Here is a 19,952-nt window from a genome sequence, read left to right as displayed (position 1 = left end):
CAAATGTGGGAGGGGGCTTGCTCCCGATATAGGTAATCCGTTCTTTCCTTTTCCATACTGATACCACTGAAATATCAGTAATCGACGAGGAAGGAACATGCACCTACGGGCTACGAATCTGCTCCCGTATCATTCGATGATCATGCAATCACATTCGAGCCCATAGGTGCGCTTGCGGCCGTAACGAACACTCAGGGGATGCTCCCATAGCTCTCTATATCGCCTTCGCTGGACGCAAGCTTGCATGTTCCCAAGTGCAACTTTAGCGCGAGTGGAGGTCTGCGATGAAAACACTCTTGCATGAAAAATTCAGTGCTTATATCTCGATGGACTGGGCTGATAGCAAGCACGATGTGAGGTTGCAGGCCGCTGACGGTGGCCAGTGTGAACTCAGTGTCATTGACCACACCCCGCAAGCGATAGAACGCTGGGCGCTTGATCTACACAAGCGCTTTCCGGGGTTGATCGCGGTGGCGGTGGAGCTAAGTAAAGGGCCGCTAATTGCTGCTCTGTTGAAATATGATTTCGTGCGTATCTTCCCCATCAATCCGGCCACCGTCGCTCAATACCGCAAAACGTTCGTACGCAGTGGCGCGAAGGACGATCCAACCGACGCGCGATGGATTCTTGAGTTGCTGCTCAAGCATCCGGAGAAATTTCCCCAATTAGAGCAGCAGAGCCCCGCCATGCGTTCGCTGGCGAGCTTGACCGAGCATCGCCGCACGCTGGTTCAGGAGCGAGTCAAAATCAGTAATCGCCTGGTCAGTACGCTCAAAGAATATTACCCACTGGCTCTCGAACTGTTCCATGACCATGGAACAGCGGTGTTTTGTGATTTCCTGATTCGTTGGCCGACGTTTGAAAAGATCAAGCGCGTGCAGCCTGAAAGGCTTCAGAGATTTCTCAACGAGCATAACGTCCGCCGTTCGCGGTGCAATCAGGCACGTATGGACCAGATCGCCAAGGCCATGCCGCTGACCGAAGACCGAGGCATTATCGAGCCGATGTCGCTGTATACCGTCGTTCTGGCAGAGCAATTGAAGGCGATGGTGAACGCAATCAAACGCTTCGATACACAGATTGAAAGCGTTGCAGCAGCGCTGGCTGACTACCCCATTTTCCAAAGTCTGCCAGGGGCTGGACCGCAGTTGGCACCACGCTTGATGACCGCTTTGGGTGAGCAGCGTAATCGCTTCGAAAACGCCAGCGCAGTCCAGAAATACGTTGGTGTAGCGCCAGTCATGGAGCGCAGTGGCAAGACGAAGATTGTTCGCTGGCGTTATCAATGCTCAACGTTTATCCGCCAAACCTTTGTTGAATGGGCAGCGCAAAGCATCAACAAATCAGCTTGGGCCAGGGCTTATTACGATAAACAGCGGGCGAAAGGGTGCTCATATCAGGCGGCGCTCAGAGCGTTGGCGTTCAAATGGATCAGGATTGTGTACAGGTGCTGGAAAACCAGCACCCCGTACGATGAAGCCGCTCATATACAGAATTTGAAACGGCGCGGGTCCTCTCTAGCTGAGGCGTTTGACGAGGCTAAAGCGGTTTGACGGATGGACTCAGGGCGTTTGACGAGGCTAAAGCGGTTTGACGGATGGACTCAGGGCGTGGTTGCAGTGGGTCAGCTATCTGTAAGTTGACTGACCCACCGCTATCGGGAGCAAGCCCCCTCCCACATTTTTTAACCGTGCCCACTTTACCCCTGCTAGATTGACCACTTTCCATCGCCAGGGAAGCACCATGGGACATTCACTGAAAATCTTGGGCCGCACGTCCTCCATCAACGTGCGCAAAGTGTTGTGGACCTGCCAGGAACTGGGCATCGACTACGTGCGTGAAGACTGGGGCATCGGCTTCAAGCCCACCCAGTCCACCGAGTTCCTCGCTCTGAACCCCAACGCGCAGATACCTGTGCTGATCGACGACCACGGCGTGCTGTGGGAGTCCAACACCATCTGCCGCTACCTCGTCGGCCTGTACCAACGCCACGACTTGCTGCCTGTCGAACCGGCGCCACGGGCCCGCGTCGAGCAATGGATCGACTGGCAAGCGGTCGAACTCAACCGCGCCTGGGGCGACGCCTTCACCGCGCTGGTACGCAACAACCCCGATGGCCTCGACGCGGCGCAAATCGCCGCCGCGGTACAGCTATGGAACGACAAGATGGGCATTCTCGAACAGCAGTTGGCCAAGACCGGTGCCTATGTTGCCGGGGAGGAATTCACCCTCGCCGATATCTTGATCGGCCTCTCGGTACACCGCTGGCAGGCAACGCCCATGCAGCGTCCGCCCTACCCCGCCATTGCCGCCTACTATCAGCGGCTCAGCCAGCACGCCGGTTTCAAGACCTTCGCCCTCGACGGCCACAACTAAGCACAGGGACCCCACGTGAACGGACTCAACGTACTACTCACCGGCGCCTGCGGCAGAATCGGCAAGACATTTTTCCAGGCCTCGCAAGACCGCTACCGCTTCACGCTCACTGACCGCATCGCGCCGGATTTCGACCTGGGTGGACACCGTTTCGTACACGCCGACCTCAGCGATAAATCCAGCCTGGCGACCCTGCTCGAAGGCATCGACGTAATCGTGCACCTGTCGGGTATCCCCCACGCCAGTGCCTCATTCAACGAATTGCTGCCCAACAACATACTCGCTACCACCTACCTGTTCGAAGCTGCCGTGGCCGCCGGCGTGCAGCGCCTGGTATTTGCCAGCAGCGCGCAAACCATCGAAGGCTACCCGGTGGATCGCCAGATCACCCCCGGTATGCCGGTGATGCCCGCCAATATGTATGGCGTGAGCAAATGCTATGGCGAGGCGTTGTGTGGCTACTACGCAGCCAAGACGCCGCTGTCGACCATCGCCCTGCGCATCGGCGCTTTTGAATTCCCCGAAACCCACGACCTGAACAACGCCCGCGACCTCAGCGCGTGGCTCAGCCCGCGGGATGCCGTGCAACTGCTGCAACGCTCAGTGGAAACCGTCGGCGTGAAGCACCTGATCGCCCACGGCATCTCCAACAACCGCTTCAAGCGTCTGGATTTGAGCGAAACCACACGTGTGCTGGGCTACCAACCGCTGGATGATGCATTCCAGGTATTTGAAATCCCCATCACTTACTGAGTTTTCACCATGCCCGCCCAATCCACCACCGACGGTATCGACCCGCTCCGCGCCGCCCATATCAGCGCGCGCATCGATCGCCTGCCCGCCGTGTCCACCGTCTGGCGCCTGGTGGCGCTGCTGTCCATCGGTGGTTTTTTCGAGCTGTATGACCTGTTCCAGACCGCCTATATCAGCCCCGGCCTGATCAGCGACGGCATTTTTAATACCGGCAGCCAGGGCGTGTTTGGCTTCTCGGACCAGGCTGCGTTCGCCTCGGCAACCTTCCTCGGCCTGTTCCTCGGCGCCAGCCTGCTCAGCCCCATCGCCGACCGCTACGGGCGCCGGGCGATCTTCACCTTTGCATTGATCTGGTACACCGTCGCCACAGTGCTGATGGGTATTCAAACCTCCGCCCTGGGCATCATCTGCATGCGCTTTGTGGTGGGCATCGGCCTGGGCATCGAACTGGTGACTATCGATGCCTACCTCTCGGAACTGGTGCCCAAGCGCATGCGCAGTTCGGCGTTTGCCTTTGCGTTTTTCATTCAGTTTCTGTCGGTGCCCGCCGTGGCCTTGATGTCGTGGTGGCTGGTGCCCCAGGCGCCGTTCGGCATCTCCGGCTGGCGCTGGGTGGTGTTGAGCAGCGCGGTGTTTGCGCTGTTTATCTGGCAATTGCGCAAGCGCCTGCCTGAATCGCCGCGTTGGCTGGCACAGAAGGGCCGTTTCGAAGAAGCCGGTGCGATCATGGACAACCTGGAAACACGCTGCCTGAAAGATCACGGCAAGCCCTTGGATGAGCCGCAACCCGAAGCCGTCAGCGTTCAAGGCAGCGGCCGTTTTGCCGATATCTGGCAACCGCCCTACCGTCGCCGCGCCTTGATGCTGATTGTGTTCCATGTGTTCCAGGCCATCGGTTTTTTCGGCTTCGGCAATTGGTTGCCGGCGCTGCTGTCGGGCCAGGGTGTCAGCGTGACCCACAGCTTGATGTACGCCTTTATCATCACCCTCGCCTACCCGCTGGGGCCGTTGCTGTTTGTGAAGGTGGCCAACCGCTTTGAAAACAAATGGCAGATTGTCGGTTCCGCCATGGGCGCGGTGATTTTCGGTAGCCTGTTCGCCCTGCAAACCAGCGCACTGGGGCTAATTTTCTGCGGGGTGATGATCACCTTCTGCAATGCCTGGCTGAGTTTCAGTTATCACTCGTACCAGAGCGAATTGTTCCCCACCAATATCCGCGCACGGGCCGTGGGGTTCTGCTATTCGTTCAGCCGCCTATCTACGGTGTTCAGCAGCCTGTTGATCGGCTTTATCCTCGAACACCTGGGCACGCCAGGGGTGTTGGCGTTTATCGCCAGCAGCATGCTGGTCGTGATGATTACCATCAGCTGGTTCGGGCCGCGTACGCGTAACCTCGCGCTGGAAAATATCGCCCACTGACGGCAATGCTTGGCCGCCTGCGGCAGAGTGCTTGCCGCAACGGCCACACGACCCCCAGTAAATAGAGGGTATCGCAACCGGCACACTATTTGCTCCAGCTGTGGAACCGAACATTTACACAGGTGACCGATCATGCTGGTTAACAACAACACCCAAGCCATGTCGACCGTCCAACAGATCAAGCGACCCGATATGGACCCCGCCAACGCCGCCGCCAGCGCGTTGTACAGCGGCGCCCTGCAGGCTGCGCAGCAGAGCATCACGGTGCCATCTGCGCAGAAGGAACTGGACAAGGCCAGTGATCGCATTGACGAAGCGTTCGCCAAGACCCGTGTGCAACTGCAAGCCACGGCGTCCAGCGACGTGCCGGCATCCAGCGCTGCCGGCTCAGCCCGCAGTGAGTTCACCGATTACATGACCAAGACCCCGGCCGAGCGCATTCGCGATCAATTGCTCAAAGAACGGGGCCTGACCCTGGAGCAACTGAACGCCCTGCCGGTGGAAGAGCAAAACGCCTTTGCCAAGCAAGTGTCCGAGCGGCTTCAGCAGCAGCAACAGCAGCAGGTAGCAGCAAAGACGGTTGACCCACAGGCGCAGACGGTGAAAGAGACCCTGGCTGCTATCTAAGCTGCACAGTAGACCAATGTGGGAAAGGGCTTGCCCCTGATGGCATTGGGTCAGCCACCCAATGCAGTGACTGACACTCCGTCATCGGGGGCAAGCCCCCTCCCACATTTGGATCTCCTTTGACATGGGATCAGCAGAGTTTTCGACTATTGCAGTTGCAGCGTCGAATTGAACTGACTGATTGCATCCACCACATGCCGCGAGCCTTCCTGAATTTCAAGAATCACCTGCCCCGCTTCGTTGGCCAGTTCCACCCCAAGCCCCGTGCGGCTCAAGCTCGACTGCATGCTCGTCACCGCACTCAATGACAGGTCGTGGTTCTTGCGCACCACATCCACTATCTCCACCGTCGCCTGGCTGGTGCGGGCCGCGAGGCTGCGCACTTCATCGGCCACCACAGCGAACCCGCGTCCATGCTCGCCGGCTCGCGCCGCTTCAATCGCGGCGTTGAGCGCCAGCATATTGGTTTGTTCGGCAATGCTGCGGATGGTCTGCACGATGGCGCCGATGATGTCGGACTGTTTGTTGACCGCATCGATGCTGTGGGCAGCCTGGTTCAAGTCGCTGGAGATGGCCTCGATGATCTGTACCGTTTGCTGCACCACCTGCGAGCCCTTGCGGGCGCAGGCGTCGTTTTGTACGGAGGTGGCGTGGGCCGAATCAGCGGCGGTGCGCAGGGTGGTGACCTGGTCGGTGATGTCGCTGGCAAATTTCACCACTTTGTACAGGCGCCCATTGGTATCGAAGATCGGGTTGTAGGACGCCTCCAGAAACAAGGTCTTGCCGTATTTGTTTTTACGCTCGAAGCGATGGGAGTGGTATTCGCCGCGATTGAGGGAGGCCCAGAATGCCTTGTAGGCCGGCGACTCCACTTCACTGCGATGACAGAACATGCTGTGGTGCTGGCCGATGATTTCCTCCCGTGAGTACTGCACGGTGCGCAGGAAATTGTCGTTGGCATTCAGGATCTGGCCCTGGGGCGTGAACTCGATTACCGCCATGGAACGGCCAATGGCGTCGATCAGGCTCTGGTTTTCGTGTTCATGGTGCACCCGTGCAGAAATATCCGACGCCACTTTGATCACACTGCGTACCTGGTTGTCGCTGTCCAGCACCGGCATGTAGCTGGCTTCAAGCCATACCTCTTCACCGCGCTTGTTCAAACGCATGAAGGTGCCACTGAGCGCCTCGCCCCGCGCCAGGTCACGCCACAACTTGCTGTATTCGTCGGTGTGGGTGTAGGCCTCATCGCAGAAAATGCGGTGATGTTTACCGCGGATCTCATCGACGCTGTAACCCATGCTCTTGCAGAAATTTTCGTTGGCTTCGAGGATCACGCCTGTGCGATCAAACTCGATCATCGCCATGGAACGGCTGATGGCTGCGAGCTTGGCATTGGCTTCGGTGAGGGCACAGGAAAAACGCTGGATTTCTTGCAGGTCGGATTTGTGATGGCGGTTGAACATGGTCAGATCACCCTTGAGTCCCGGCGCCTGAACGGCGCATTCCATTCTTGTGTTGGTAAACCTTCACGGGGAAATAACCATTCAAAACGCTTTATAGGCCAAGCATCATTAACGGTCCTGGGTGAGCATAGACAGGGGTTGGCGCTATGCAAGGCCACTAATCAGCCAGCATTGCCAACCGGGCGCTGGCGGCGCGCACCCCATGTTCTGAAATGCGCTCAATCGATGAGAGGGGCTTATTCGGGCTTGAAGACAATCTGCTGCACGTCGACCTTTCTAGGGATCAGGCCGTTGGCAAAAAACAGGTCCGCCGTGCGCTGCTGATTGGCGACGTCGATCGCCTGCAACGGACGGATCGGCGCGGGCGAGCGATGCTCGAAGTAGCTTTTGACCACCGCCGGTGGCAGGCCAAGGGTGCCGGCCATCAATGCGATGCTTTCATCGGGTTGGTCGAGTGATAGTCGCTGCGCCTTGCCGAGGGTCTGGATAATGGTGGCGATGGCCTGGGGATGTTGCTGGGCGAACGGGCCGTTGACCACAAAAAAACTGCCGGCAGGGTTAAGGCCCTGGCCATCACCCAGCACGCGAGCAGAGCCGTCGACTACGGCGGCCGAGTAGTACGGGTCCCAGACCACCCAGGCATCGACCTTGCCTTGTTCGAAGGCCGCACGGCCGTCAGAAGGCGACAGGTACACCACGTTCACGTCCTTCCATTGCAAACCGGCGCGCAGCAGGCTCTTGAGGAACAGGTTGTGTGCACTGGAGCCCTTGAGCAACGCCACGCGCTTGCCCTTGAGCTCCGCGACGTTCTGCACGGTGCTGGCCTTGGGCACCAGCACCGCTTCGGTCTTGCCGTCGTTGGGCTCGACGGCGAAGTACTGCAAGTCGATGCCTGCCGCCTGGGCAAAGATCGGCGGGATGTCGCCGATATTGCCGATGTCCAGGCTGCCGGCGTTGAGTGCCTCGATCAGCGGCGGGCCGCCGAGGAATTCGGTCCATTGCACCTGGGTGCCGGGCAGCGCAGCTTCGAAGAGCTTGTGCTCACGGGCGAGCACCATACTCACCGAGCTTTTCTGGTAGCCGATGCGCAGGGTGGGAGGTTCGGCGGCGAGCGCAGGCTGGGCCAGGACGGTGAGCGCCAGCAGCGAACCCCCTAGTAGTTTTTTCAGTTTTTTCATGGGTTGCCTCATGGTCGTGATCGTGAGCGGGTTGGCCGTGTGCAGTGAGTCAGGCGTGGCGTTCATTCCAGGTACAACCGCAGGCGGCCGTTAAGGGCGCGGGCCATGTAATCACTGACCGAGCGCTGGGAAACTCCTAGTTCGGCCGCGATCGCGGGGTACGTCAGGCCATTGAGTCGGGACAACAGGAACGTCGCTCTGACCTTGGCCGGCAGGCCGTCGAGCCACTGGTCGACGGCCTGCAGCGCCTCGCACGTCTGGGCCAGGTTTTCGGGGGACGGCACGCTAAAGGCTTCATCGTTATCCAGGGCGTCGAGATAGGCGCGCTCCAGGTCACGTCGCCGCCACAGCTGATACATCAGGCGCTGGGCAATGGTGGTGAGCAAGGCGCGAGGCTGACGGATCGGGGCGACGTCGAGTGCGCTCAGGAGCTGGACAAAGGTGTCGGCGGCGATGTCTTCGGCATGTGCACGGGAATCGAGTTGACGATACAAGCGGCTGCACAACCAGGCGTAATGGCTGCGGAACAGTGCGCCCACGTAGGCGGGGTGAGAGGTGTCGGCGCCGGACATAGTGGCTCCTGTCGAGTAGGGTGCGCGTTATGTCCGGTGTTCCGGTAGAGCGATCCTAGCAATGCCTCTTATTCTTTAATAATATTTAAAATGCATTTTTATATAGCTTTATTGAATATCCGTATAGCCAAGGCTGGCGGCTTGCCGTTGGTAATCCAACAGCACCTGATAGTCGTCTTCGCTAGCGGGGAGCACGGCTTGCACACCAAGGGTTTGCGCCACCTGCGGCAGGTCTTGCAACGCCAGGTTCATCGCTTCGCGGACCTGCTTCAGCTGCACATCGCTCAAGCCCGGCGGGCCGATATAGGGCAAGGTCGGGCTCGGCGCGCTGCGGGTAACCATGCGCAAACCCGCGACCTCTTCGGGCGCGAAACGCGCCAGGTAGTCGTAGGTCACGCTGTCGATGGCAGCAAGGTCCGCGCGATCTTCACGCAGCCAGCGCAGGCTCTCACGGTGGGCACCGCTGACGGCGACGCTGGCGAAGAAACGCCCGTCGCGCTGCAACGGTGCCAGGCAGTGGCGCAGTAGGTTCATGCCACTGTTGGAGTCGTGGCCGTTGATCACCCCGCGGCTGTTGTAGAACTGCGCCAGGATAGTACGTGGGTTGTCAACGCGGCTCAGCAACAGGCTGCAGTGTTCGCCATTGCTGCTATGGGGCAGCTCGTAGCGGGGGCGACCGACGACGCGAACCTGGCCACGCAGTTGGGTCATCAGCGGGTAGCCGCAGGTTTGGGTGACGAGCAATTCTGGCGCCAGCCACAGGCCGGGCAAGTCGAGGTGGTCGGCGTTACGCCGATGCAGGCCCAAGCGCTCAAGGATGCGCGCAAGCCACTGTTGATTGGCTTGCTCGATGGGCTCCGGGGCGACATACATGCGCAACTCGGCATAGTGCTCACTCATGGGCATCTCTCAGGCAAAGGGGTGCCGAGGGCTGTCGATAGCCTTGAGGCCATGGCGGCCGATCAACTGGCCGTAGCCTTGTACCAGGAACCCACCGCTGCGCGTCAGCCACTGCTCGCGGCGGGCGCGATACACCCTCGGCAGCAAGAACCAGGGAAGTTTCGGCAGGTCGTGGTGCACCAGGTGCAGGTTGTTGTTGAGGAACAGCCAGCGCCAGGGCCAGGACGCTTCGTTGAGCACCGTGCGCTGTTCCGGCCGCGGATGCGGGCGATGTTCATAGTAGGAACGGATCGACGCCAGCGACAAGGCCGGCACGCTCACCAGCAGCAGGTAATGCCACACCGGCAAGGCACTGTAATGGGCGATAAAACCCAGCATCAACAGGGTCACGGCGCCGTGGGCCAGCCACATCGGCCAAACCTCTGGCAGGCGTTGCCATTGATCGTGCACCAACCGGCTGATGGCCAGGGGTGCCGCCAGCAGCAAGCGACCGAATACGGTCTTGGTCAGCCAATGCACGCTGCGTTGCAAGCGCGAGCTGGCGTCCCACTGCTGTTGGTTAAGGTAGCGGCTTTCCGGGTCGATGCCGGGCAGGGTCAGGTCTTCGTCGTGATGATGCAACAGGTGGCTGTCGCGATACAGGGTATAGGGGTACCAAACGGCAAACGGCGCGTAACCGAGCAGTTTGTTCACCAACGGCAAACGGGTGGGATGGCCGTGTAGCAACTCGTGTTGCAGCGACAGCCAGAGGGTCACTAATGGGATCAGCAACAAGGTGCTGCACCACAGGCCCAGCCAGTGGCTGGCAAGCAACACACCGAACCAGCCGGCATACACGCCGAGCAACAGCAGCCAGGTCGGCCATTCGGTCTTCGCAGTAAAACTTGCAGCCAGGGCTTGAATTTCCCGGCGGTGGCTCAGGTCAAGGTAGTTGGCCATCGGCAGCTCAGAGCAGGTGTTTCCTACTCTGTGCCGCGAGACGCGCCAATCTTGCAGATCCTTTGGTTCTAAGCTTGTAACTCAGTGACCGAACAGGCCAGTCTCGGACTTCTTGGCTTTCTTGTCCGCACGCTTTTCATCGGCGGTCTTTGCCGGTTTTTTCTTCGCGGCTTTCTTTGAATCCATACCTTTGGCCATGATGCATGCTCAACTTAAGGGGATGTAGCACTGGGTATACCACCTATTGCCCGGCAGAAGGCGCTTATAATCCCCAGCCCTGACCCCGCTGGCCCAAAGACCATGCCCGAACTGCACATCGAACCGCTGGCAGAGCCTCTGTGGCCACTGTTGAACAAGTTTTACCGCAGCCACAACTCTTCGATGAAGGCCCTCAAGGGCGGCCGTTTGTGGGTAGCTCGCGACGGCGAGATCGTGGCTGGGTTGTGCTTGAGCCCGGTGGTGGGTGGGCAGTGGCTGACGGGGGTGTTTGTCGATCCGGCCTATCGCGGCCAGGGGTTGGCGGCACGCTTGATTGAGCAGGCGGTAGCCGCAGTGGAGGGTACGGTGTGGCTGCTGTGCCATCCGGATCTGGAGGGGTTGTATCAGCGTATGGGGTTCAGTCAGGACACGCTGCTGCCGCAGTCCCTCAGCGAGCGGTTGGTGCGCTACAAACGGAACAAGCCGATGATTGCGATGGGGTTCTCAATCACCTGAATGATGCCGGATAAAAATGTGGGAGGGGACTTGCTCCCGATGGCGGAGTGTCCGTCGCTGAAATGTCGACCGGTCCACCGCTATCGGGAGCAAGCCCCCTCCCACATTGGGACCTCAGGTAGCCTGGTGTTTATTCGTCAGCTGTCGGATCCAATTCCGGAAACATCACTTCGATAAACCCGAACTTGCTGAAATCAGTGATCCGCGACGGGTACAGCCGACCGATCAAGTGGTCGCACTCATGCTGCACCACCCGTGCATGAAAGCCGTCAGCAAAACGCACAATCGGCTCGCCCTTGGGGTCGAAACCTTCGTAGCGGATCTGTTGATAACGGTTCACGGCGCCGCGCAAACCCGGCACCGACAGGCAGCCTTCGAAGCCCTCTTCCAGCACCGGGCTCAGGGGCGTGATAAGCGGGTTGATCAGGATGGTCTGCGGTACAGGCGGCGCCTCCGGGTAGCGTTCGCTGGCCTCGAAACCAAAAATCACCAGTTGCAGGTCGACACCAATCTGCGGTGCAGCCAGGCCAACACCGCCCACGTGTTCCATGGTCTGGAACATGTCGTCGATCAGTTGCCACAACTCGGGGCTGTCGAACATTTCCGGCGGTACCGGTGGGGCGATACGCAGCAGGCGTTCGTCGCCCATTTTCAGGATTTCACGGATCATCGCGGCACTTCTTCAGGAGTGGGCTTGGAGTGGTCCCGGCCTAGGCCCGAGACGTGCTGTTTTTCATCGGTGTGACCGGGTTCGTCAAACTCCTTTTCACCTGGGTCCTTGCCTTCGGCCGACATGTGTTCGATCACGGCATTCATCTCCGCACCCAGCAGTAACACGGCGGAGGAAATATAGAAGTACAGGAGCAGGACAATGATCGCGCCGATGCTGCCATACATGGCGTTGTAGTCGGCGAAGGTCTTGACGTAATAACCAAAGCCCAGGGAAGCCACGATCCACACCACCACGGCCAACACCGAGCCTGGGGTAATGAAGCGGAATTTCTGCTCGACGTCCGGCATCACGTAATACATGAGTGCCACGGCGAACATCAGCAGGATCACGATCAATGGCCAGCGCAGGATGGTCCACAGGGTGACGACGAACTCCTGCATGCCGATCTGCCCGGCCAGCCACTCCATGACCTGCGGGCCAAGCACCATCAGCGCAGCGGCGGCCAGCAACATGCCGGCAATGCCGACGGTGTAGAAAATCGACAGGGGGAAGCGCTTCCAGATCGGCCGGCCTTCGACGACGTCATAGGCCGCGTTCATCGCACTCATCATCAGGCGTACGCCCGCAGAGGCGGTCCACAGCGCGATGACGATACCAACCGAAAGCAGGCCGCCCTTGGACTGTTGCAACTGGTCGATGACCGGGTTGACCTGCTCCAGCGCCTGGGGCGGCAACACCAGCTCCGACTGCAGGCGCAGCCAGGTGAAGAAGTCCGGCAGATGCAGGAAACCGATCAGGGCAATCAGGAACAGCAGGAAGGGAAACAAGGAGAACAGCATCTGATAAGCCAGTGCCGAAGCGTAGGTAGGCATCTCGTCATCGACGAATTCCTTGACGGTGCGTATCAGCACCTTGTGCAGCTTGAGACCATCGAGTACCGGAAAAATCATAGCGTCTCCTTTCGCCGCAAAGAGGTTGAGTTCGTGGGCGACTCAGGGGCCGTTTTCTACATCAAAGTAGCCCATTTGGCGACTTTGAAACAATTTCCAAAATTTAGTTGCAACAGTTCACACAAAAACGGCCATCCGTGGATGGCCGCCATACTGCTGGGCAAACCCAGGAGAACGCCTTATTCGGTGGCTTTTTTCACCGCGTCCTTGGTTTTCCCGACTGCTTGCTGCGCTTCACCTTTTTTCTCTTGGATCACGCCTTCAGCACGCAGCTTGTCGTTGTCTGTGACTTTGCCGACACCCTGCTTGATGTTGCCGACCGCTTCGTTCGCCAAACCTTTTGCCTTATCCGATGTGCTGCTCATGGTATTTCTCCTGGAACAATCGAGGGTTTTGGTCATTACGTAGAGGTTGACCCAGGGCGCTTCGGCAGAGTTTCAATTATTTTCGCGAGGCATTTTATCGCCTGCCGCAGGTTTGGCTTTATGTTTTGCGGCCAACCCACGAGAATGCCCGGCACATTCAGGCTGCAACGCTGAATAACAGATCCCGTAGGAAGGTTATGAAACTCAATAAAGCACAGGCTATCGCCCGCAGAAACCAGGAACTGGGCGGTGCCGTACTCGGCGTCAACAACTGCCATTTCACCGACCTGGACCACAAGCGCAACATCTGGTGGTTCGACCTGCCCGTTGCGCGGATTGCCGTGGGCCAGTACGAGTGGATCCATCTGCTGATGCATAACGCCGAGACGGACCAGTTGTTGCACCTGAAGGTGCCGACTGTGTTTCTGCGCGAAAAGCTGGAAGGGTTGGTGGTACGCAATGCGGGCAAGCGCAAGCCGGAGATTACCCTGGAACTGAGCGCCGACAAGGACTCGTTCCTCAAGGATGTGCGCCCGGCGGGTGCCGGCGTGAGCTTTGCCCAGTTCACTCTGTAACCATCGCCCCTAACCGGCGAGAGCGTGACTGCTGTGCCAGCAGTCAGGCTCTCGCGCACTTTCAGGCGGTTGCCACTGACCGACCGGCAATGCGCTGAGCCAGGGCGATGGCAAACAGGCAAAACAGCGACATGACCAGAATCCCCATCATCAGCCCCATGGCGGTGCTGGTGTGCCCCTCAGAGAAAAAGAACAGCGCCACTGCCGCGCCCGCCATCTTGATCGCGCCTTGCAGCGCACTCCCGGTACCGGCATGTTTTGCCTGGCCATGCAGACTGATCCCCAACAGCAAGGGTGAGGACAGGCCACAGCCGAGAGCGACCAAAAAGCCATACGCCACCAGCGCCGGGGCCGTGACCAGCTTGAATGCCTGGAGAACCAGCGGAGCGAGCGCCGCCAACACCGTCAGCGCCACCAGGGACGTCATCAGGATGCGCTCAGGCGAGTAACGATTCAAAAACCGCTTGGTCAGGTAAGAACCCAAGACGATACCCGCAGAGTAGCCAACGAACAGCAGGCCGTTTTCCTGGCTCTGCAGATGGAACTGCAATTGATAGATGAATGGGCTCGCGGTGAAGTAGCCGATGGTGATCGCAAACAGTACCGCAGAGACCAGGCTGTAAACCATGAAGTTGAAGTCGCGCAGCAGTACTTTGAAACCCTCAAGCCGTTTGGAAGGCACGCCCTGCAGCGGAGCTGTTTCAACCAGTGTGGCCTTGATAAATACGGCGCCGAGCAGCGTGATCAGGGTCAGTGCGTAGAAATTATATTGCCAAGGAAGTGCAGCAGTAATAAAACCACCCAGCACCGGCGCAAGCGCAGGCGAGACCTGGGACGCCATGGAGAACACCGTCAGCGATTTGGACAACTCGGTTTTATCTTTGAACGTATCGCTCAATATTGCCCGGCTTATCACGGGGCAACCGCCAGCACCGATACCTGTTAACAAACGAAACAGATAGAGCGCCTGAATACTGTCCGCCGTCGACGTCAGGTAATTGCCCAAGGCGCCGAGGGCAAGGGAGACCATAATCACCGGTACCCGCCCTTTTCTATCGGAGATCGGCCCATACACCAACTGGGACAGTGCAAAGCCTGCCAGATAGAAGACCACCAGGTTTTGGGACTGCGCGTCAGTTACTGAAAATACCCGTGCAATCTCCGGCAAGGCGGGGTTGTACAAGTCAATGGAAAACAACCCCAATACCAGGATCAGGCAGGAGTTGGTGATCACCATTCTAGAATTCACGACAGGCTCCTTACAGTAATGGATGGTCTTTCAAGCGTGTGCCGTATTCGCTATTGGGCGTGGTATGTCGCCCGTCGCATTTGATTTCAATCAGATGAGGTGCGGCGGTGCTCATGATGCTTTCAATACAATCTTGCAAGGCCTGTGGGGAGTCCACGCACGTCGCGCTCACGCCCAGGCTCTGGGCAAACAGGCACCAGTTGTAATCGGGAATTTGCGTCAGCGCGGCTAAGTTGTCTTTGTTATTGAAGTAACTTGCCGAATAGGACCGGTTATTGAAAACGACGAAGACGATATTCAACCCATGTTTCGCGGCGGTCGATAGCTCAAGGCCCTGCATCAGCATGCAGCCATCACCGGTAATCACCATGGTTTTGCCATCGGGGCGGGCGAAACTTGCACCGATGCCTGCCGGGATACTCCAGCCCATCGGGCCTAATGTGGTTGCCGATAAATAGGCCGCCGCTCCCCGCGCGGTCCAGTAGTGGCCGAAGAAGGATCGATGGGAGCCCGAATCGACACACACCACGCCATCACTGGGGAAAAACGCTTGCAGCACCGGGATATAGGCGGCGGGATGGTCGGCAAGATTGCCCGTAGCTTTGGCATCGACCGGGTAATGCAGCGGCACCCGTTGAAGATCATTCGACCATCTGGAGCGACTCTCCTGGCTGGCCTCCAGCTCTTGTGCGTGAACCTCGCTGACCAGCCTCAGGAAACCCTCCCCCGTCGCCACCACACCGTGATCAATATCAAGATACCGTCCCAGATAATCTGGGTTCTCATCCACCTGGATCGCGCCAAATTGAGGCCTTAGCTCATGGGACCAGAGCATGGTGCTCCATTGAGTGGTATCGAGCCCAAGGAGAATCACACCGTCCACACCGCCCTTGAACGCCTCGATAGCGCGCTTGTTTCCCGAATAACCGTAAACGCCCAAAGCGTTGGGATGGTCCTCCGGGAACAGCCCTTTGGCGCTCAAGGTGGTCGCGACCGGAATCGAAAAGCGCTCGGAAAATGCCAGGAGCGCAGCGCCAACCTTGGAGTTTTTGCAACGTAGCCCCGCGAGAATGACGAGATTGGTCGAGCGCTTGAACACGGCCTTGATCGCCGCGCTTTTGATCTTTTCAACGGCAAGCGCTTGGTTGCTCCACGACTCCAGTACGTTGGCAGCGATATCGGCGCGGCTCGTGGATTTCTCGTACAGTGCTTCCTTGCTGACGGCCAAGTAGGTCGGGCCTTTTTCCAGGCCTTTCAACAACCGCACCGATTCGCGCAAAAACGCCGACAAGGGTTGCCCTGCCTTGACCTCGAGGGCACTGCGGGTGATGGGTTTGAATACATCACACAGATTCACGCCGGTTTGGCTCCCGTCCTGCAGCACGTTTTGCATTTCCAGCGATGACGCAATCTGGCCCGACAAGAGCAAGACCGACTGGTGGTCCGTGTAAGCGGAAGCGATCCCGGTCAGCGCGTTGGTAACACCCGGCCCGCCTATCACCAGGCACACCCCGAATGTTTCACTGGCACGCGCATAGCCTTCGGCCATATAGGACGCGCCTGTTTCACACGCTGTAACCACCGGTTCAATGTCAAGCGTTGTAGAGCCATCACTGGGATAACAACGCATAAACGCATTGATCAACTTGCCAGGCACCATGAAGAAGTGCGTAACCCCCAAAGACTGAAGTTGGCGAAGAATGTAATGTGCACCGGTTTCGCCAGTACTTTGCAATTCCATTGCAAATCCCCTGTTCAGATCTCGATAAATGTGATGTTCTCGCCCTTCATCTTCAACACGGCATCTTGTGAAAAAGAAGAGGGGTAGCGCACATTGGGCATATCGGCAAAATATGGCTTGGGGCTGTTGGGCAAATAGTCCGAAACATGCAGACTGCGCTCAGCCCGGGCACGCAGGTAGGTAATGTAGGATGCGTTATGTTTGGTCGAAGCAGAAACAGTCCACTGAATGGCCAGCTTTGTTTCCACAGGCGTCTGATCCGGCGCACTGCTGCGATGAGTTACTCGATTATCCCAAATAACCAGATCGCCGGCCTTACTCATGATCGTGCGCTCGAATTTTACCGGCTCGGCGAGCCTGATCTTGACTTCATCTTTACTGAGCTTGTGCGACCCCGGCAGTAAGGTGATGCCGCCGCCCGACACAGGATCATTATCTTGAAGATAATAAGCACACTGTAAGAATTCGGGAAATGCGCTAGGCGAAATCACTTCGTCGGGAAGAAAGTACGCATCATTGTGCCATGGTATATAAACGCTCTCGCGCACCGTAAAATTCGGTAACAGCGAAAAATCCGACTGAAAAATATCCTTTATCGCCTGAATAGCACCAGGATGGAGCAGTGCATTGACCATATCACTAAATTGCAGAAACGCCGTTGGCAACAGCGTGCTCTGCTCGGTCTCTGCCAAACTATGGACATACGTTTTACGCAACTTTTCCACCTGCTCGCTGCAGAGTACTCCTGGAATAACGACGTACCCATCCCGCTCAAGCTTTTCTCGAAAGTTCATGATCTATAATCCGTTATATAGAGGGTGACCCAGGCCACCCTCCCTTTAATTCAAAGATAAAAAGTCAGACTTCAACATGCTTGGCAGCTGTCGAGCTTTCTTCAAACGACACGCCCAGACGTTCAAACTCCTGGAAGAAATCCGGAAAGGAACAATGAACGTCCTGATAACCATCCAACTCATTAAGCTGTTGGCACCGCAAGGAAGCCACAAACAATGACATGAAAATTCGATGGTCACCCCAGGCTGACAACACTGCATCACCGGCGTAACTCGGTTCACCACGAATAACGAAGCCATCGTAGACGCCGTTTTTAAACAACGGCTGTATGTCCACACCCATTTTCACCAGCTCGGTCACCATCGCCTCAATGCGTGGCGACTTGTGCAAGCGCGTAATGGAGCCGCCGGTCACTTTGAACTCACCCTGCACATAAGCACCGATCGCCGCCAGTGTCGGCACAATATTGGGGTAATCACTCGCATCGAAATGATACTTGCCTTTTAACTCAGCCAACTTATTAACAATGCGTACTTCATTGGCAGCGTCATTGAACTCAACATTGACGCCCAGCGCCTCGGCCACTTTGAGAATCGCACGCTCGCCCTGCAAACTCTTGCTGTTCATGTTCTTGAGCGTCAACTCGCCCGGAAAGATGATGCCGGCCGCGATCAAATAGGACGATGAGGTGTAGTCACCGACGATCGTATAGTTCGCGCTGCGATAGTGGCCGGGATACACCGTAATTTGTGAATAGTCAGCGTTCACCTCATAGCTGATCCCCGCAGTGCTGAGGGTTTCCAAAGTCTGCTTGATATACGAAAGCGACAGAATTTCACCGCGGATATTCACCACCGTAGGTTGTTTGGCGAGGGGGGCGCAGAACAGAATCGCAGTGATGAATTGCGAGCTGATATTGCCCTCAATCGTACACTCTCCCCCTTTATAACCCCCCCAGTTCACAATCGGGGCCTTGCCACTGTGGTTGATGCATGAAATATGGGCCCCCAGCCCTTCCAGGGCGACAAACAAAGGCTCCATGACACGCCCCCGCAGAACTTCATCACCGGTAATAACCGCCGGCGTCGTTGTAAAGCACGTCAACGCAGCAAACACTCGAAATACCAACCCGGAGCCTAGAGCGTCGATCACCTTCTTTTCGGGCTTGATCAAGCCGCCTGTGCCAGTTACCACTAATCTGCCTGGTTGCTCCTCAATAATTGCACCAATACTACGACATGCCTTTTTCATTGTTTCGGTTTCAAGGCAACGAAGGTCGTTGTAAATATAAGAAGTTCCCGAGGCGAGGCTGGCGGCAATAATTGCCCGTTGTGTTTCAGGTTTTGAGGACGGGATGGTGGCGATAGTGCCGATCGATGAGGTAGGAAAGACTTTCAAGCGTTTTTGGGTCGACATGCATTGCTCCCTAAGACAGTAGATCCAATGTGATCGGCGAGCGGGCATTACGCTCACCGACGCGACAGAAATATCTTGTTACAACCACTAAAAACCTATCCTAGGGTTTAACGCGTTTCAAATAACAAAATGGAATAAGATTGGATCCAATCTATGACTCATTGAATTTTTTCGTTTTACTTCAATCCGTTACGGCACACAAAAAAAAGCAAAACCCATAAAAAAACCGCCATCGCTGGCGGTTTAAATTTGAAAAATTCTAATATTTCATATGGCACAACGACATCTTTGGCTATCCATTAGAAGATACCCGGGTAGGCGCCGCCATCGATAAGGATGTTCTGACCGGTCACATAGGCAGCCTGATGACTGCATAAAAAAGCGCACAATGCAGCGAACTCAGCCGGGTCACCAAAGCGCCCCGCCGGAATGGTTGCCAGTCGACTTTCAGCCATAGCGTTCGCTGTTTTTCCTGAACGCTCTGCCGCCACTTGAAAGGTATTTTCCAATCGCTCGGTTTTGAACGCACCGGGGAGAATATTATTGATCGTGGTGTTTCTCGACGCGAAGTCTTTCTGACGCGCCAAGCCCGCCACAAAACCGGTAAGCCCACATCGGACTGAGGTTGAAAGCCCCAATGCATCCAGGGGCGCTTTAACCGCGCCGGAAGTTATATTGATTATCCGGCCGAAGCCTCGACCTGCCATGGAATCGATCACTGACTTGATGAGTTCGATAGGTGCCAACATATTGGTATCAATTGCTGCACGCCACTCTTGATCGGTCCAATCACGAAAGTTCCCAGGCTTGGGCCCCCCGGCATTATTGATCAATATATCAACTTGCGGGGCAGCATCGACCAATGCCTGGCGAATCGAAGGGTCAGTAATATCACCTACCACCGTGATGACTTCTCCCTCAGGGTTTCTGAGTTTCAAACGCTGTGCGGCAGCCTCTAAGTCAGGCGCGCCCCGTGCGTTAATCACGATGTTTACCCCCTCGTCCGCAAGCGCCTGGGCACAGCTATAACCCAACCCTTTACTGGCAGCGCAGACGACAGCCCATTTACCTCTAATCCCTAAGTCCATCATCACTCCTCGATCAGCCGTCAACTTGCAAGCGTCGCGTATTTAGCGAGCGTGCGTCGTTATTAGTCGATATCACACAAGCCCGTGGAGTGACAAGCCGGGCATTACGCCGCGCCAGAGGCAAAAAAATACCCCTCAGCGAGGGGTACTTTTCAA

20 protein-coding genes are annotated in these 19,952 nt (G+C 57.1%); 7 read left to right on the top strand and 13 right to left on the bottom strand.

All coding sequences use genetic code 11. The annotated features are described in order from the left end of the window. Nucleotides 1–284: 284 nt before the first annotated feature. The 5 genes from E3O56_RS26520 to E3O56_RS26500 all read left to right on the top strand — a co-directional run bounded on the left by E3O56_RS26520 (nucleotide 285) and on the right by E3O56_RS26500 (nucleotide 5,175). Nucleotides 285–1,553, top strand: a complete 1,269-nt coding sequence (locus tag E3O56_RS26520; RefSeq protein WP_148852587.1) for an IS110 family transposase — start codon at nucleotides 285–287, stop codon at nucleotides 1,551–1,553. A 190-nt stretch (nucleotides 1,554–1,743) separates the two neighbouring features. Further along, nucleotides 1,744–2,376 (top strand): glutathione S-transferase, encoded by a 633-nt coding sequence (locus E3O56_RS26515; protein WP_216092005.1) that lies wholly within the window; start codon nucleotides 1,744–1,746, stop codon nucleotides 2,374–2,376. A gap of 15 nt (nucleotides 2,377–2,391) precedes the next feature. Then, nucleotides 2,392–3,129, top strand: a complete 738-nt coding sequence (locus E3O56_RS26510; RefSeq protein WP_032879781.1) for an NAD(P)-dependent oxidoreductase — start codon at nucleotides 2,392–2,394, stop codon at nucleotides 3,127–3,129. Between the two features lie 9 nt (nucleotides 3,130–3,138). Continuing rightward, nucleotides 3,139–4,548, top strand: coding sequence for an MFS transporter (locus E3O56_RS26505; protein WP_248129200.1), 1,410 nt, complete (start codon nucleotides 3,139–3,141; stop codon nucleotides 4,546–4,548). Between the two features lie 132 nt (nucleotides 4,549–4,680). Further along, nucleotides 4,681–5,175, top strand: a complete 495-nt coding sequence (locus tag E3O56_RS26500; protein WP_078822144.1) for a hypothetical protein — start codon at nucleotides 4,681–4,683, stop codon at nucleotides 5,173–5,175. A gap of 146 nt (nucleotides 5,176–5,321) precedes the next feature. Here E3O56_RS26500 and E3O56_RS26495 read toward each other — a convergent pair whose 3' ends face one another. The 5 genes from E3O56_RS26495 to E3O56_RS26475 form a co-directional block, all read right to left on the bottom strand. Then, nucleotides 5,322–6,641, bottom strand: a complete 1,320-nt coding sequence (locus E3O56_RS26495; protein WP_032881248.1) for a PAS domain-containing methyl-accepting chemotaxis protein — start codon at nucleotides 6,639–6,641, stop codon at nucleotides 5,322–5,324. A 236-nt stretch (nucleotides 6,642–6,877) separates the two neighbouring features. Further along, nucleotides 6,878–7,819 (bottom strand): aliphatic sulfonate ABC transporter substrate-binding protein, encoded by a 942-nt coding sequence (locus E3O56_RS26490; protein ID WP_216092006.1) that lies wholly within the window; start codon nucleotides 7,817–7,819, stop codon nucleotides 6,878–6,880. Between the two features lie 62 nt (nucleotides 7,820–7,881). Next, nucleotides 7,882–8,391, bottom strand: a complete 510-nt coding sequence (locus E3O56_RS26485; RefSeq protein ID WP_248129199.1) for a sigma-70 family RNA polymerase sigma factor — start codon at nucleotides 8,389–8,391, stop codon at nucleotides 7,882–7,884. A gap of 108 nt (nucleotides 8,392–8,499) precedes the next feature. Continuing rightward, on the bottom strand, nucleotides 8,500–9,291 hold the full coding sequence (locus E3O56_RS26480) for a PhnD/SsuA/transferrin family substrate-binding protein (RefSeq protein ID WP_248129198.1): 792 nt from the start codon (nucleotides 9,289–9,291) through the stop codon (nucleotides 8,500–8,502). 9 nt (nucleotides 9,292–9,300) lie between these two features. Continuing rightward, nucleotides 9,301–10,230 (bottom strand): fatty acid desaturase, encoded by a 930-nt coding sequence (locus tag E3O56_RS26475; protein ID WP_078822148.1) that lies wholly within the window; start codon nucleotides 10,228–10,230, stop codon nucleotides 9,301–9,303. 300 nt (nucleotides 10,231–10,530) lie between these two features. Here E3O56_RS26475 and E3O56_RS26470 point away from each other — a divergent pair, with 300 nt between their 5' ends. Continuing rightward, entirely contained in the window at nucleotides 10,531–10,944 is a 414-nt protein-coding gene (locus E3O56_RS26470; RefSeq protein WP_103734756.1) for a GNAT family N-acetyltransferase, read from the top strand. A 130-nt stretch (nucleotides 10,945–11,074) separates the two neighbouring features. Here the strand turns inward: E3O56_RS26470 and def are convergent, their stop codons facing one another. The 3 genes from def to E3O56_RS26455 all read right to left on the bottom strand — a co-directional run bounded on the left by def (nucleotide 11,075) and on the right by E3O56_RS26455 (nucleotide 12,932). After that, nucleotides 11,075–11,614: a peptide deformylase gene (gene def / locus E3O56_RS26465; RefSeq protein ID WP_005790734.1), complete on the bottom strand. Its 540-nt coding sequence runs from the start codon at nucleotides 11,612–11,614 to the stop codon at nucleotides 11,075–11,077. Continuing rightward, on the bottom strand, nucleotides 11,611–12,567 hold the full coding sequence (locus tag E3O56_RS26460) for a YihY/virulence factor BrkB family protein (protein WP_223017842.1): 957 nt from the start codon (nucleotides 12,565–12,567) through the stop codon (nucleotides 11,611–11,613). Before E3O56_RS26460 ends, def begins: the two co-directional genes overlap by 4 nt. A 179-nt stretch (nucleotides 12,568–12,746) precedes the next feature. Continuing rightward, nucleotides 12,747–12,932 carry a CsbD family protein gene (locus E3O56_RS26455; protein ID WP_032879770.1) on the bottom strand — a complete coding sequence of 62 codons (186 nt, stop codon included), beginning with the start codon at nucleotides 12,930–12,932 and terminating at the stop codon, nucleotides 12,747–12,749. 197 nt (nucleotides 12,933–13,129) lie between these two features. On the opposite strand from E3O56_RS26455, the gene E3O56_RS26450 reads away from it, so the two are divergent. Then, entirely contained in the window at nucleotides 13,130–13,507 is a 378-nt protein-coding gene (locus E3O56_RS26450; RefSeq protein WP_005790741.1) for a hypothetical protein, read from the top strand. Nucleotides 13,508–13,568: 61 nt separating this feature from the next. Here the strand turns inward: E3O56_RS26450 and E3O56_RS26445 are convergent, their stop codons facing one another. The 5 genes from E3O56_RS26445 to E3O56_RS26425 all read right to left on the bottom strand — a co-directional run bounded on the left by E3O56_RS26445 (nucleotide 13,569) and on the right by E3O56_RS26425 (nucleotide 19,796). Next, nucleotides 13,569–14,756, bottom strand: a complete 1,188-nt coding sequence (locus E3O56_RS26445) for a multidrug effflux MFS transporter (protein WP_148852594.1) — start codon at nucleotides 14,754–14,756, stop codon at nucleotides 13,569–13,571. A 10-nt stretch (nucleotides 14,757–14,766) separates the two neighbouring features. Then, complete coding sequence (locus E3O56_RS26440) at nucleotides 14,767–16,497, bottom strand: thiamine pyrophosphate-binding protein (RefSeq protein ID WP_078822152.1); 1,731 nt, start codon at nucleotides 16,495–16,497, stop codon at nucleotides 14,767–14,769. A 14-nt stretch (nucleotides 16,498–16,511) separates the two neighbouring features. Next, complete coding sequence (locus E3O56_RS26435) at nucleotides 16,512–17,291, bottom strand: phytanoyl-CoA dioxygenase family protein (RefSeq protein ID WP_148852596.1); 780 nt, start codon at nucleotides 17,289–17,291, stop codon at nucleotides 16,512–16,514. A 64-nt stretch (nucleotides 17,292–17,355) separates the two neighbouring features. Continuing rightward, nucleotides 17,356–18,708, bottom strand: coding sequence for a 3-phosphoshikimate 1-carboxyvinyltransferase (gene aroA / locus E3O56_RS26430; RefSeq protein WP_032879766.1), 1,353 nt, complete (start codon nucleotides 18,706–18,708; stop codon nucleotides 17,356–17,358). Between the two features lie 299 nt (nucleotides 18,709–19,007). Further along, a complete protein-coding gene (locus E3O56_RS26425; protein WP_248129197.1) occupies nucleotides 19,008–19,796 on the bottom strand; it encodes an SDR family oxidoreductase in 789 nt (262 codons plus the stop codon). Between the last annotated feature and the right edge of the window lie 156 nt (nucleotides 19,797–19,952).

The organism is Pseudomonas sp. W2Aug9 (assembly GCF_023127755.1).
Lineage (GTDB): Bacteria > Pseudomonadota > Gammaproteobacteria > Pseudomonadales > Pseudomonadaceae > Aquipseudomonas > Aquipseudomonas synxantha_A.
Note: the sequence above shows the minus strand (reverse complement) of the source record. Positions and strands in the feature narration are given on the sequence as shown.

What these genes read in the sequence shown, in the direction of transcription:
- E3O56_RS26520 (WP_148852587.1), top strand. Translation starts at nt 285, where the DNA reads ATGAAAACACTCTTGCATGAAAAATTCAGTGCTTATATCTCGATGGAC.
- E3O56_RS26515 (WP_216092005.1), top strand. Translation starts at nt 1,744, where the DNA reads ATGGGACATTCACTGAAAATCTTGGGCCGCACGTCCTCCATCAACGTG.
- E3O56_RS26505 (WP_248129200.1), top strand. Translation starts at nt 3,139, where the DNA reads ATGCCCGCCCAATCCACCACCGACGGTATCGACCCGCTCCGCGCCGCC.
- E3O56_RS26500 (WP_078822144.1), top strand. Translation starts at nt 4,681, where the DNA reads ATGCTGGTTAACAACAACACCCAAGCCATGTCGACCGTCCAACAGATC.
- E3O56_RS26495 (WP_032881248.1), bottom strand. Translation starts at nt 6,641, where the DNA reads ATGTTCAACCGCCATCACAAATCCGACCTGCAAGAAATCCAGCGTTTT.
- E3O56_RS26490 (WP_216092006.1), bottom strand. Translation starts at nt 7,819, where the DNA reads ATGAAAAAACTGAAAAAACTACTAGGGGGTTCGCTGCTGGCGCTCACC.
- E3O56_RS26485 (WP_248129199.1), bottom strand. Translation starts at nt 8,391, where the DNA reads ATGTCCGGCGCCGACACCTCTCACCCCGCCTACGTGGGCGCACTGTTC.
- E3O56_RS26480 (WP_248129198.1), bottom strand. Translation starts at nt 9,291, where the DNA reads ATGAGTGAGCACTATGCCGAGTTGCGCATGTATGTCGCCCCGGAGCCC.
- E3O56_RS26475 (WP_078822148.1), bottom strand. Translation starts at nt 10,230, where the DNA reads ATGGCCAACTACCTTGACCTGAGCCACCGCCGGGAAATTCAAGCCCTG.
- E3O56_RS26470 (WP_103734756.1), top strand. Translation starts at nt 10,531, where the DNA reads ATGCCCGAACTGCACATCGAACCGCTGGCAGAGCCTCTGTGGCCACTG.
- def (WP_005790734.1), bottom strand. Translation starts at nt 11,614, where the DNA reads ATGATCCGTGAAATCCTGAAAATGGGCGACGAACGCCTGCTGCGTATC.
- E3O56_RS26460 (WP_223017842.1), bottom strand. Translation starts at nt 12,567, where the DNA reads ATGATTTTTCCGGTACTCGATGGTCTCAAGCTGCACAAGGTGCTGATA.
- E3O56_RS26455 (WP_032879770.1), bottom strand. Translation starts at nt 12,932, where the DNA reads ATGAGCAGCACATCGGATAAGGCAAAAGGTTTGGCGAACGAAGCGGTC.
- E3O56_RS26450 (WP_005790741.1), top strand. Translation starts at nt 13,130, where the DNA reads ATGAAACTCAATAAAGCACAGGCTATCGCCCGCAGAAACCAGGAACTG.
- E3O56_RS26440 (WP_078822152.1), bottom strand. Translation starts at nt 16,497, where the DNA reads ATGGAATTGCAAAGTACTGGCGAAACCGGTGCACATTACATTCTTCGC.
- E3O56_RS26435 (WP_148852596.1), bottom strand. Translation starts at nt 17,291, where the DNA reads ATGAACTTTCGAGAAAAGCTTGAGCGGGATGGGTACGTCGTTATTCCA.
- aroA (WP_032879766.1), bottom strand. Translation starts at nt 18,708, where the DNA reads ATGTCGACCCAAAAACGCTTGAAAGTCTTTCCTACCTCATCGATCGGC.
- E3O56_RS26425 (WP_248129197.1), bottom strand. Translation starts at nt 19,796, where the DNA reads ATGGACTTAGGGATTAGAGGTAAATGGGCTGTCGTCTGCGCTGCCAGT.